12 protein-coding genes are annotated in these 12,465 nt (G+C 71.9%); 5 read left to right on the top strand and 7 right to left on the bottom strand.

Annotated elements, in window-relative coordinates:
- Positions 1-37: 37 nt before the first annotated feature.
- The 4 genes from GXW79_RS12165 to GXW79_RS12150 form a co-directional block, all read right to left on the bottom strand.
- A complete protein-coding gene (locus tag GXW79_RS12165) occupies positions 38-589 on the bottom strand; it encodes a GFA family protein (RefSeq protein WP_211874667.1) in 552 nt (183 codons plus the stop codon).
- Entirely contained in the window at positions 586-2,562 is a 1,977-nt protein-coding gene (parE, locus tag GXW79_RS12160; RefSeq protein ID WP_211874666.1) for a DNA topoisomerase IV subunit B, read from the bottom strand. Before parE ends, GXW79_RS12165 begins: the two co-directional genes overlap by 4 nt.
- 78 nt (positions 2,563-2,640) lie before the next feature.
- Positions 2,641-3,465 (bottom strand): hypothetical protein, encoded by an 825-nt coding sequence (locus tag GXW79_RS12155; protein WP_211874665.1) that lies wholly within the window; start codon positions 3,463-3,465, stop codon positions 2,641-2,643.
- 173 nt (positions 3,466-3,638) lie between these two features.
- Positions 3,639-4,235 carry a DNA-3-methyladenine glycosylase family protein gene (locus GXW79_RS12150; protein ID WP_211874664.1) on the bottom strand — a complete coding sequence of 199 codons (597 nt, stop codon included), beginning with the start codon at positions 4,233-4,235 and terminating at the stop codon, positions 3,639-3,641.
- A 258-nt stretch (positions 4,236-4,493) separates the two neighbouring features.
- On the opposite strand from GXW79_RS12150, the gene GXW79_RS12145 reads away from it, so the two are divergent.
- Together GXW79_RS12145 and GXW79_RS12140 are read left to right on the top strand one after the other, a co-directional pair.
- On the top strand, positions 4,494-5,216 hold the full coding sequence (locus GXW79_RS12145) for a response regulator (RefSeq protein WP_211874663.1): 723 nt from the start codon (positions 4,494-4,496) through the stop codon (positions 5,214-5,216).
- Positions 5,213-6,652 (top strand): ATP-binding protein, encoded by a 1,440-nt coding sequence (locus GXW79_RS12140; protein WP_211874662.1) that lies wholly within the window; start codon positions 5,213-5,215, stop codon positions 6,650-6,652. Before GXW79_RS12145 ends, GXW79_RS12140 begins: the two co-directional genes overlap by 4 nt.
- 290 nt (positions 6,653-6,942) lie before the next feature.
- Here GXW79_RS12140 and GXW79_RS12135 read toward each other — a convergent pair whose 3' ends face one another.
- From GXW79_RS12135 to GXW79_RS12125, 3 genes are read right to left on the bottom strand one after another with little or no spacing between them, the layout of a single operon-like run.
- A complete protein-coding gene (locus tag GXW79_RS12135) occupies positions 6,943-7,866 on the bottom strand; it encodes an alpha/beta fold hydrolase (protein WP_211874661.1) in 924 nt (307 codons plus the stop codon).
- 36 nt (positions 7,867-7,902) lie between these two features.
- Positions 7,903-9,078, bottom strand: a complete 1,176-nt coding sequence (locus tag GXW79_RS12130) for a 4-hydroxybenzoate 3-monooxygenase (protein ID WP_367614893.1) — start codon at positions 9,076-9,078, stop codon at positions 7,903-7,905.
- A 10-nt stretch (positions 9,079-9,088) separates the two neighbouring features.
- Positions 9,089-10,339: a TIGR03862 family flavoprotein gene (locus GXW79_RS12125; RefSeq protein WP_211874659.1), complete on the bottom strand. Its 1,251-nt coding sequence runs from the start codon at positions 10,337-10,339 to the stop codon at positions 9,089-9,091.
- Positions 10,340-10,418: 79 nt separating this feature from the next.
- Here GXW79_RS12125 and GXW79_RS12120 point away from each other — a divergent pair, with 79 nt between their 5' ends.
- The 3 genes from GXW79_RS12120 to GXW79_RS12110 form a co-directional block, all read left to right on the top strand.
- Entirely contained in the window at positions 10,419-10,664 is a 246-nt protein-coding gene (locus tag GXW79_RS12120) for a DUF6489 family protein (RefSeq protein WP_211874658.1), read from the top strand.
- Positions 10,661-11,578: a dihydrodipicolinate synthase family protein gene (locus GXW79_RS12115; protein WP_211874657.1), complete on the top strand. Its 918-nt coding sequence runs from the start codon at positions 10,661-10,663 to the stop codon at positions 11,576-11,578. Before GXW79_RS12120 ends, GXW79_RS12115 begins: the two co-directional genes overlap by 4 nt.
- Positions 11,578-12,465 (top strand): 3-hydroxyacyl-CoA dehydrogenase NAD-binding domain-containing protein (locus tag GXW79_RS12110; protein WP_211874656.1); only part of this gene is annotated, 888 nt, incomplete at its 3' end. The genes GXW79_RS12115 and GXW79_RS12110, both read left to right, overlap by 1 nt.

Below are 12,465 nucleotides of genomic sequence, written 5' to 3'. Positions count from 1 at the left end.
GGCCGCCGGCGGCGCGTCTCCCGCCCCGCCATGCGCGTCAGGCAGCGCGCGCAGCCCCGGCCGGCCTGCCCCAGGCGATCCTCGGCCGGCGCAGGCCCATCCCGATCCAGGCGAGGGCCAGCTTTGCGATGAACCGAGCCGAAACGCCGGGAAAATTCGCCACGTCACCGGCGAGCTCGACGCCCGCGCGCCGTCGGCTTGTCATCAGGCGCATCTGCAGCGGCGGGGCGCCGGCCGGGATGCGGTTGCGGTAGAGCGACAGCCAGTGACCGCTGGCGAGATCGACGAACATCGCGCAATCGCAGCAGGTGGCGAACACCCGACGCGTCGGCGATGCCGGCGCGAGCCGCCGCTCCTCCAGCAGGTCCTCGCCCGACAGGCATCGCACCCGGTCCTTGCGCACGAGCACCACCGACGTCCCGCCATCGGGGTCGAGCATCGGCGCCGCGGCGCCCGGCGGCACGAAGCGGCGCCCGGCCTCCTGGCAGCTCGTGCAGAAGCAGGCGACGGTCGCGATCGGCGGCCCTTCCGCCTCCAGCGCCACCGCCCCGCAGCGGCAGGCGAGGCGGAGGCGCCCCTGGCCGCTCACGCATCCACCGCCTCGGCGTCGAGCCGGGCGGCGTTGTCCTGGATGAACTTGAAGCGCAGCTCCGGCTTGCGGCCCATCAGCGCCTCCATCAGCTCGGCGGTCTTGGCGCGCTCCTCGGGCGGCAGCACCACCTTGAGCAGCACCCGCTTCTTCGGGTCCATCGTCGTCTCCTTCAGCGCCGAGGGCGGCATTTCGCCCAGGCCCTTGAAGCGGCTGACCTCCACCTTCTGCGACGCCTTGAACCGCGTCTTGATGAGCTTCTCGCGGTCCGCATCGTCGCGCGCGTAGATGGAGACACCCCCCGCCTGCAGCCGGTACAGCGGCGGCTGGGCAAGGAAGATGCGGCCCTGGCGCACCAGCTCCGGCAGCTCCTTGTAGAAGAAGGTCATCAGCAGGGCCGCGATATGCGCGCCGTCCACGTCGGCGTCGGTCATGATGACCACGCGGCCGTAGCGCAGGCGCGCGATGTCGAAGCGCTCGCCGACGCCGCAGCCCAGCGCCTCGATGAGGTCCTTCAGCTCCTGGTTCTGGCGCAGCTTGTCCGCACTCGCGGACGCCACGTTGAGGATCTTGCCGCGCAGCGGCAGCACCGCCTGGGTCTCGCGGTCGCGCGCCTGCTTGGCCGACCCGCCGGCGGAATCGCCCTCGACCAGGAACAGCTCCGTGCCCTCGCTGCTCTCTCGCGCGCAGTCCGAGAGTTTTCCGGGCAGGCGCAGCTTGCGCGTGGCCGTCTTGCGCGGGGTGTCCTTCTGCTCGCGCCTGCGGATGCGGTCCTCCGCCCGCTCGATCGCGTAGGCGAGCAGGTTGTCCGCGTTCATGGGGTCGCCGGTGAGCCAATGGTCGAAATGGTCGCGCAGCGCGCCCTCGACCAGCCGCGCCGCCTCCGGGCTGGTCAGCCGGTCCTTGGTCTGGCCCTGGAATTGCGGCTCGCGCACGAAGACGGAGAGCATCGCGGCCATGCCGCCGAACAGGTCCTCGGCGGTGACGCTGGCGGCGCGCTTTTCCTTCTTCAGCTCGCCATAGGCGCGCAGCCCCTTCACGATCGCCGCGCGGAACCCCGCCTCATGCGTGCCGCCCTGCGGCGTGGGGATGGTGTTGGCGTAGGTGGAGAGGAACCCCTCGCCCTGCTCGAACCAGGTCACCGCCCATTCGGCGCGGCCGGCGCCATCGGGGAAATTGCCTTCGCCGGCCCAGGGCAGGGGCACCACCGGCGAGCGGCCCTCGGTCGCGGAGCCGAGGAAGTCGAGCAGCCCGCCGGGGAAATGCAGCACCGACGTCGCCGGCGTGTCGCCACCGGGGACAAGCGCGGGATCGCAGGACCAGCGGATCTCCACGCCCTTGAACAGGTACGCCTTGGACCGACAGAACCGGTACAGCCGCGCCGCGCTGAACGCGAGCGGCCCGAAGATCTCCGTATCCGGCTGGAACTTGATCTGCGTCCCGCGCCGGTTCTGCACCGGGCCGAGATTCTTCAGCTTCGTCGTCGGCTTGCCGCGCGAGAAATGCTGCGACCACAGCACCCGGTCGCGCGCAACCTCCACCTCCATCGTGGAGGCCAGCGCATTGACCACCGACGACCCCACCCCGTGCAGCCCGCCCGAGGTCGCATAGGCCTTGCCGGAAAACTTCCCCCCCGAATGCAGCGTGGTGAAGATCACCTCCAGCGCCGAAAGCTTTGGGAATTTCGGATGCGGGTCCACCGGGATGCCGCGCCCATTGTCGCGCACCGTCAGCCAGTTCCCGGCCTCCAGCGTCACGTCGATGCGGTCGGCGTGCCCGGCCACCGCCTCGTCCATCGCATTGTCGATGATCTCGGCGGCCAGGTGGTGCAGCGCGCCCTCGTCGGTGCCGCCGATATACATGCCCGGACGGCGGCGGACGGGCTCCAGCCCCTCCAGCACCTCGATGTCCTTGGCCGAATAGGTATCGGACAGCGCCGGTGCCTTGGCGCCGCGGCCGAACAGATCGTTCATGTCTTGTTCCCTAGCAGGCGCCCACCATAGCGAGCGCCGCCGAGCGCTACAACGCGCCCCGCGAGTCGCCGCAATGGTTCAGGTGGCGAGTTCGAAGCCCGAGACGGCGGAGCTTTCGGCCAGCGACACGCTCTCGGCGAAATTCTCGCGCCGGGCGATGTTGGTCGCGGCCAGGGTGCGGATCGGGCTTGCGGCGCGTTCGGCCGGGCGCGCGGTGCGCTCGGCAATCTGGAAGGCGCCGGCCGGCGCATAGCCGCGGATCTGCCCGCCGCTCTCGACCGCGGCGAAGCCGCCCGCGGCCGGGCGCACCGACACGCTCTCCCCGGCGGCGACGCGGCCGACTTCCGGCGCGCCGCCTTCGGGGCGAAGACGCAGCAGCACGGTCGCCGCGGCTACCACCGGGCGCGGCTGGTTCGCGCCACGCCCGCGCGGCGCGGTGGCGGTGACGCCTGGCGCTTCCTGTTCCAGCGCCGCGACCCGCGTCGCCGCCTGGCGCTCGAGCTCGGCGAGCACGGCGCGGGCGCGGGCCAGGTCGGCGCGCAGCCGGGCGCGCAGCGCCGCCATCCGCGCCTCGGACTCCGCGCGCGGCACGCGGCCGGCGGTGAGGTCCGCGCGGACGGTGCGGGCTTCGATCCAGCGGCAATAGAGCAGGCTGTCGAAGGCGATCTGGAGGCTGTCGAGGTCGCTGTTCTCGCGCGCGAGCGTGGCCTGAAGGTTCGTATCCCCGCCGCGCTGCCGCGAGAGATCGGCCCGCCCCTGCGTGGGACGCACAAAGGAATCGCCGGCGCCGATGAAGCTGGAGGCCTGCGCGGCACAGCCCTCGCGGGTGTCGGCGAGCCCGCCGGGACGGGCACAGCCGGCGAGGAGGAGGATGGCGCTTGCTGCGAGGAGGGGGCGAATCATTGCGGAACCATGCAGGAAATTCGTTGAGTGTGCAAGGAAGCAAGCATGGGGGAAAAGAATTTCCCCCAAACCCCTATTCTTTTGTTTTTATCTATTGGTGCTACCCGACAACCAGCACCAATAAATCAAAAATCAAGAATGGGGTCTGGGGAAATTCTTTTCCCCAGCCTTCTTTACTCGGCCCCACGTCCCGTCGCATGTCGCCAATGATGCCACAGAAGCCGCGCCGCCAGCGACCGCCACGGCGCCCAGCTTTCCGCGATAGCGACCAGCGCCTTCGGCGTCGGCCGCACTTCCATCCCGCGCAGATGCGCGAGCCCCGCCGCCAACGCCACGTCGCCGGGCGGAAACACATCGTGCCGTTGCAGCCCGAACAGCAGATGGATGGAGGCACTCCACGGCCCCAGCCCGGGGATCGCCGCGATGGCCGCGATCGCCGCGCCATCGGGCAGCAGCGCCACCGCGTCGAGGTCGAGGCGCCCGCTCGCGCAGGCTTCCGCCAGCGCGCGCACGTGCAGCATCTTCGGCCGGGAGAGACCCGCGGTGCGGAACGCGGCGTCGTCGAGGAGGAGAAGCCCCGCCGGCGTCAGCGCGCCGGGCAGGGCGGAGAGCCGCCCCCAGATCGCGGCGGCCGCGGCGTTGCTGATCATCTGCCCGCAAATGGCGCGCAGCAGGCCGGGAAAGCCGGGATCGCGCTGGCGCCAGGGCAGCGGGCCCGCCGCGGGGCGAATGCGCGCGAGATCGCCATGCGCCGTTTCCAGCGCCAGCAATCCGGATTGTGCCCAAGGGGGGAGGGGGGGCGGCGGGGCGTCCAAGGGGGAGGAGGACGGCCCCGCCGCGGTATTCCGCCGGGCGCCCGGAGGGGAGTTGGGCGGCGCCGGTGGTGATGAGCAGATGGGGGGCATCGAGCCATTCTCCAAGCCGCGCGAATGGCTCACACGGAAACGCTACGCAACGGTTTGGCCTGTAGCAACGCGGCGTTACAAGTGTGGGCTGAAAGCGCGGCGATCCGGGCTATTGTAACAGCCATGGACGCAACACCGCATATCCTCGTCGTCGATGATGACCGAGAAATCCGCGAACTTCTCGGCAAGTTCCTCGAACGCCAGGGCATGCGCGTCACCGTCGCGCGCGACGCGCGCGAGGCACGCCGCGTCTGGCCGCTCGGCCGCTACCACCTGGTGGTGCTGGATCTGATGATGCCGGGCGAGCCGGGCCTGGATCTCGCGCGCTGGCTGCGCACGCAGTCCGACGTGCCGATCGTCATCCTCACCGCGATGGGAGAGGAGACGGACCGCATCATCGGCCTGGAACTCGGTGCCGATGACTACGTGCCCAAGCCGTTCAATCCGCGCGAGCTGCATGCGCGCATCCGCGCCGTGCTGCGCCGCGCGCCGGGCGGCGGCGAGGGCCGGCCGAAGGAACCGCCCGCGCGCGCCATCACCTTCGCCGGCTGGGTGCTGGAACCCGCGCGCCGCCGCCTGCTCAACCCTCAGGGTACCGAGATCCCGCTCACCGGCGGCGAGTACGAGCTGCTGCTGGTGCTGCTGGATCGGCCCAACCGCGTGCTCACGCGCGACATGCTGATGGACCTGCTGCACAACCGCCAGGCCGGGCCCTTCGACCGCGCGATCGATGTCGCCGTGTCACGGCTGCGGCGCAAGCTCGAGGATGACGGGCGCAATCCCTCGGTCATCAAGACGGTTCGTGGCGGCGGGTACGTGCTCTCGGCCGACGTCGTGAAGACATGACGCTGCTGCCGCGCTCGCTCGGCGGCCGCACCGCGCTGGTGCTGATCCTGGCGCTGATGGTGGTGCAGGCGTCGGGGCTCGGCATCCACGCGCTCGATCGCGTCGACCTGCAGCGCCTGGCGCAGGCGCGCGAAATCACCGCGCGCAGTTTTGGCGTCTGGCGAACCGCGGTGCTCGCACCGCCGGCTCAGCGCATGCGCATGATCGCCGATCTCGACCTGCCCGACGGGCTCACGGCGGAAATCGGCGAGACGCCGACGGTCACGCCGGGCATGCCGCGCCCGCCCATCAACGTGCTGCGCCTGTTCCGCCTGGAGCAGCTCGCCGATGGGCGCCCACCGCCGCCACCGCCCGACATGGACGACCACCGGCCGCCGCCAGGCATGGACGACCGTCGCCGACCGGAAATCATGGGCGACCCGCCGCGCGGCCGGCTGCCGCCGCCCTTCGCGCGCTTCGCCCCGCGCGAGATCCTGATCGCGAATAACGGGCCGTTCGGCTTCCTCGCCTCGCTGCAACTGCCCGATGGCGACTGGGTGAACCTGCGCGTCGAACTGCCGCCCCCCCGGCCATGGCATTCCGACACCTTCCTCGCGGCCTTCATCCTGATGACCTGCGCGGCGGTGCTGCTGATCCTATGGGCGGTGAACCGCCTGACGCGCCCGGTGCGGGTCCTGGCCGCCGCCGCCGACCGGCTGGGGCGCGACGTCAACGCGCCGCCGCTCGAGGAAGGCGGGCCCACCGAGATCGCCAAGGCCGCGCACGCCTTCAACACCATGCAGGGGCGCATCCGGCGCTTCGTCGCCGACCGCACGCAGATGCTCGCCGCCATCGGGCACGACCTGCGCACGCCGATCACCCGCCTGCGCCTGCGCGCCGAATTCCTCGACGATGACGAGCAGCGCCGCAAGATGCTCGCCGACCTCGACGAGATGGAGGCGATGATCGCCGCCACCCTCGCCTTCGCGCGCGACGAAGCCGCCCACGAGCCCGCCACCGCGCTCGATCTCGCGGCCCTTTGCCGCACCGTCGCCGACGAGGCGGTGGACGCGCACCCCGACATCGCCGAGCGCATCGGCTACGCCGGCCCCGAACACCTGGTGCTGCGCGCACGCCCCGTGGCCCTCAAGCGCGCGCTCTCCAACCTGGTGCGCAACGCCCTGGTCTACGGCGGCGCCGCGCGCCTCTCCCTCGGCGCCGAGGCCGGCACCGTGCGCCTGGCTATCGAAGACGACGGACCGGGGATCCCCGAAACCGAGATCGAAAACGTCTTCCAACCCTTCCGACGCCTGGAGACCAGCCGCAACCGCGAAACCGGCGGCACCGGATTGGGACTGCCCATCGCGCGCAACATCTTCCGCGCCCACGGCGGCGACGTGGTGCTGCGCAACCGGGCCGGCGCGGGGCTCACGGCGGTGGCGACCCTGCCGGCGTGAAGCAAGGCTGGGGGGCTCCGCCCCGCCAGACCCCCCGCCGGGGTATGGAGGCATACCCCGGACCCCACCATCGGTTTGGTCCTGAGGGGGTGAGGTGGTCTGGGGCCGCGCCGTTCGGCTGAGAGGGTGCCGGAGCGCGCTTGGGGCCACGCGCGACCTCCGGCACCCTCTCAGCCGAACGGCATGAGCATCAAAAACCCACCTCCACCGTCAAGAACCAACAGATGGTGGGGTCCGGGGTGTGGCTCCACACCCCGGCGGGGGTTTGGGGGCAGCGCCCCCAACCTTGCTCACCCCCCCAGGAACGCCACCAGCGGCGGCAGGGACAACGCCGGGTCTTCCTCGAACGGCACGTGCCCGAGCGTCGGCAGCGTGGCGAGTGCCGCGTGCGGGATTGCCGCCAAGTAGTCCTGGGCATTGGCCACGGGGATCAGCTTGTCCTGCGCCCCCCACATGACCAGCACCGGCATGGCGAGGCTGTTCAGCAGCGGCACCGGGTTGGGCAGGATGTGCTGTTCCACGCGCGCCAGGATCGCGCGGCGCACGCCGGGTGCGAGCATCATGTCGCGGTAGCGCTCGGCGACCGCATCGGTGAGCCGGCGCGGCTCGGCGTAGGAGGGGTCGAGCGTGCCGCGCAGCATCACCATCGGCAGGGTGTAGGGCAGCACGCGCATGATGGCCGGCAGCGCGACGGGCGTGTCGTAGGTGATGCCCGGCGAGGCGAAGCCATCGGGCGAGATCAGCACCAGGCGCTCGACGCGCGCGGGTTCGGCGGCCGCGAAGCGCCAGGCGATGCGTCCGCCCATCGAATTGCCCACCACCGTCACGCGCGGCAAGGCGAGCCGGTCGAGCAGCGCCGCCAGCACCGCGATGGTGCGGGCATCGGTGTAGTCGCCGGTAGGGTCGGCGCCGGTGAGGCCGAAGCCGGGCAGGTCGATGCGGATGACGCGGAAGCGGGGCTCCAGCAGCCGCGCCCAATCCTCCCAGGTGTGCAGGCTCGAGCCGAAGCCGTGCAGCAGCAGCAGCGCGGGCGCCTCGCGCGGGCCGGTGTCGCGGATGTGCAGGCGCAGGCCCGCGACCTCGATGAATTGCGATGGCGGGCCCGCATATTGCGCCTCCAGCGCGGCGCGGGGCTTGTCCGGGTCGTAGAGCCAGATGCCGAGCCCGATGAGGATCACGAGCAGGGGCACGAGGATGTAGGCGGCGATTTTCATGCGGGGTCCGATGTGGGAATGGGGCGCGGCGGCCGGTCAGTCGGTGAAGGGCAGCCCGAGGTAGTTCTCCGCCAGTGCCGCCTGCGCCGCGGTGGAGCCCATGACATAGGCGAGGTCGGCGGCATGGATACGGTGTTCGAAGTCCGTCTCGCTCGGGTCGCGGTGCAGCATGGTGGTCATCCACCACGAAAACCGCTCGCCCTTCCAGATGCGGCCAAGCGCCGTGGCCGCGTAGGTGTCGAAGCCGGCGGCATCGTCGTACGCATAGAAGCGTTCGAAGGCGCGGGCGAGCACGCGCACATCCGCGACGGCGAGGTTCAGCCCCTTCGCGCCGGTCGGCGGGACGATATGCGCCGCGTCGCCGGCCAGGAACAGTCGCCCATGGCGCATCGTCTCGCACACGAAGCTGCGCAGCGGGATGATGCCCTTCTGGAAGATCGCGCCCTCGGTCAGCGACCAGCCGGGCGTGGCGAGGCGGCGATGCAGCGCGTCCCAGATGCGCGCATCGGGCCAGGCCTCGATCGGGTCGGCCGGCTCGCACTGGATGTAGAGGCGCTGGATCGCGTCCGAGCGCGTGGTGAGCAGCGCGAACCCATCCTCATGCCGCGCATAGACCAGCTCCGGCCAGGAGCGCGGCGCGTGGCACAGGATGCCGAGCCAGCCGAACGGATAGACCTTCTGGTATTCGCGGCGGGCGGCGTCGGGAATGGCGTCGCGCCCCGGGCCGTGGAAGCCGTCCGCGGCGACGATGAAATCACAATCGAGGCGCCGCGCGTCGCCGGCTTCGGTGAAGTGGATCGCGGGGCTGTCGCCCTCGATGCCGTCGAGCGCGGTGACATGGGCTTCGAAGCGGATCTCGCCGCCATCGGCCAGGCGCGCGGCGATGAGGTCCTTCAGCACCTCGTGCTGCGCATAGATCGTCACCTGCTTGCCGCCCGTGAGTCCGGCGAGGTCCAGGTGCTGGCGCACCGCCCCGACCTGCAGGGACACGCCGTCATGAAAATGGGCCTCGCGGTCGAGCCGGTCCGCAAGGCCCATTGCGCGCAGCAGCCGCACCACCCAGTCCTCCAGCATCCCGGCCCGGATGGTGCTTTCCACGGCGGCGCGGCTGCGCGTCTCCACGATGACGCTCTCGATACCCGCGCGGTGCAGCAGGTGGGCGAGGAACAGACCGGCGGGGCCGGCGCCGATGATACCGATACGGGTGCGCATGGCGCGCATCCTAGCCGCGCCGGGCGATCGGCGCGCTAGCCCCCGCGCCGGCGTGCGCGACCCAGTCGAGCGCGCCGAGCGCCGCGGCGACCCCCGTGGCAAAGCAGGCCTGCAGCAGGTAGCCGCCGGTCGGTGCTTCCCAGTCGAGCATCTCCCCGGCGCAGAATACGCCGGGCCGGTCGCGCAGCATCAGGCGTTCGTCCAGCGCCGCCCAGGCCACGCCGCCGGCCGAGGAGATGGCGCGCGCGATGGGGAAGGGGGCGTCCAGGCGCAGCGGGCAGGCCTTCACCAGCCCGGCGAGCGGCTCCGATACACCCGCATGCGCCTTCTGCGTCGGCGCGCTGGCGCGCGACGCCTCCTGCACCAGCGCGATGGCGACCGGCGACAGACCCAGCGTCCGGCGGAGATGGTTCGACAGGGAGTTGCCGCGGCGCGGCGCGGCGAGGCGCGTGGTGCAATCCGCGAGCGTGAGGTCCGGCCGCAGGTCGAGCGAGGCCGTCGCGTGGCCGTCCCGCGCGATCGCCGCGCGCATCGGGGCGGAGAGGGCATAGACCGCGCCGCCCTCGATGCCGGCCTCGGTGACCATGGCCTCGCCGCGCACCGTCTCGCCGCCATGGCTGAGCGCGATGCGCTTGAGCGGCTGCCCCGCCGCGCGGGCGCGGAACGGCGCCGACCAGGCGACCGTAAAACCGCAATTGGACGGTACGAAGGGGCGCATCGCATCACCGAACAAACCCGCCCAGGCGCCGTCGCTGCCCAGGCGCGGCCAGGAGGCGCCGCCCAGGGCGAGGATCACGGCATCCGCGGCCACCGGTTGTCCGTCGAGCAGCACTGCGCCACCGGCCGCGAAGCCGGTGAGCGACTGGCGCGGATGCAGCGTCACGCCCAGCCCGGCGAGCCGCGCCAGCCAGGCGCGCAGCAGCAGCGAGGCCTTCATCGCGCGCGGAAACACCCGCCCCGAGCTGCCGGTGAAGACCGGCTGCCCCAGCCCCTCGGCCCAGGCGATCAGCGCCGCGGGCGGAAAGGCGCGGATGATGGGCGCGAGCCGCGGCGCCGATTCGCGGTAGCGCGCGATGAAGGCGTCCAGCGGTTCCGAATGGGTGAGGTTCAGCCCGCCCCGCCCGGCGAGCAGGAACTTGCGCGCCGGCGACGCCATCCGGTCATGGATCGTGACCCGCGCGCCGGCGGCGGCGAGCGTCTCGGCGGCCATCAGCCCGGCCGGGCCGGCGCCGATCACGGCGATGGAGGGGGAGGCATTCATGCGCCGCCTATAGCATCCCTTCCCGCGCCGCCCGCTTCGCGCCAGAATCCCGTGCAAGCCAGGGTCAGGGAGCGCCGCGATGAAGATGACGGTCGAGGTCGATTGCACGCCGGAGGAAGCGCGCCGCTTCCTGGGCCTGCCCGACGTGGCGCCGATCCATGCCGCCATGCTGGAGAGGATGCAGGCGCAGGTCGTCGAGATGACCGCCTCGCCCGAGGCGATGCTCGCCGCCTGGACGCGCATGGCGCAGCCCAACTGGATGGCGGATGCGATGGGCGCGCTGTTCAAGGCCGCGACGAGACCCTCGACGGAGAGCAAGCCATGAGGCTGGACAACACCGCCACGGGCGTCTTCGTCATCGCGCCGACGCCCTTCACCGACGCCGGCGCGCTGGATCTGGACTCCGCCGCGCGCATGACGGACGCCTTCCTCGAAGCCGGCGCCAATGGGATCACGCTGCTCGGCGTGATGGGCGAGGCGCCCAAGCTGGATGCGCAGGAGGCTCTGGAGGTCACCGGCGTGGTGCTGCGCCGTGTCGCCGGGCGGGTGCCGGTGATCGTGGGCGTCTCGGCACCCGGCTTTGCCGCCATGCGTGCGCTGGCGGATGGTGCGATGGATGCGGGGGCGGCGGGGGTGATGATCGCGCCCGCGCCGGGGCTGCGCGGCGATGACGCGGTGCTGGCCTATCTGCGCCAGGCTTCGGCGGCCGTGGGCGATGCGCCCTGGGTGCTGCAGGATTATCCGCAGCTGACCGGGGTGCATCTCTCGGCGGCGATGGTGGCGGCGCTGGCCGGGGAAGATCCCCGGCTGGTGATGCTGAAGGCGGAGGATCATCCCGGGCTCGACAAGCTGACCGCGATCCGCGCGCGGCTGGGGGCGCGGCTGTCGATCATGGGCGGCAATGGCGGGATCTTCCTGCCGCAGGAGGTCGAGCGCGGCGCCGACGGCATCATGACCGGCTACGCCTTCCCCGAGATGCTCGGCCGCGTCTTCACGCTGGTGCGCGCGGGCGAGCGCGATGCCGCGCACGACCTGTTCGACCTGCACCTGCCGCTGATCCGCTACGAGCTGCAGCCGGGCCTGGGGCTGGCGGTGCGCAAGCACGTGCTGATGCGCCGCGGCTGGATCGCGAGTGCGGCGTTGCGCAGCCCGGGTCCCAAGCTGACGGCGGAGACCATCGCCGAGATCGAGGTCATCCTCGCCCGCCTTGGCGCGCGCGATCCGGCGTCGCGGCTGTGATGCGCGCCGAGATCAAGCGCGTCGCGGTCATCGGCGCAGGGACGATCGGGGCGAGCTGGACGGCGTGGTTCCTCTCGCGCGGCCTCACGGTGGTGGCGAGCGACCCCTCGCCCGAGGCGCCGGCGCTGATCCGGCGCATGGTGGAGAATGCCTGGCCGGGCCTGGCGCAGCTCGGAGCGGTGCCGGACGCCGATCCGGCGAACTGGACGTTCGAGCCAGACCCGGTGCGCGCCGTCCAAGGCGCGGATTTCGTGCAGGAGAGCGCGCCGGAGCGGCTGATGGTGAAGCAGCCGCTGCTCGCCGCCATCGACGCGGTATTGCCGGCGGATGTGGTGATCGCGTCCTCGACCTCGGGGCTGATGGCCTCCCAGCTCTCGGCGAGCTGCGCGCATCCCGAGCGCGTGGTGATCGGCCACCCGTTCAACCCGCCGCACCTGATCCCGCTGGTCGAGGTGGTGGGCGGCGCGAAGGCGTCCGCGGAGGCGGTGGCCGCGGCGATGGCGTTCTACCGCACCATCGGCAAGCACCCGATCGCGCTTGCGAAGGAGGTGCCGGGCCACCTCGCCAACCGCCTGCAGGCGGCGTTGTGGCGCGAGGCGGTGCACCTGGTGGCCGAGGGCGTGGCCACGGTCGCCGATGTCGACGCCGCGATCAGCGAGGGCCCCGGCCTGCGCTGGGCGCTGATGGGACCGCACCTGACCTTCCACCTCGCCGGCGGGGAGGGCGGGATGCAGCACTTCCTGGACCACCTTCTGCCCGCGATGCGCGGCTGGTGGGCGGACCTCGGCCGCCCCGACGTGGATGCGGCGCTGGGTGCCGCGCTGGTCGCGGGCGTCGCCGAGGAGGCGGCCGGCCGCGACGTGCGCGCGCTGGCGGCGGCGCGCGAT

Source organism: Plastoroseomonas arctica, from assembly GCF_018128965.1.
GTDB classification, from domain to species: Bacteria; Pseudomonadota; Alphaproteobacteria; order Acetobacterales; family Acetobacteraceae; genus Plastoroseomonas; species Plastoroseomonas arctica.
Note: the sequence above shows the minus strand (reverse complement) of the source record. Positions and strands in the feature narration are given on the sequence as shown.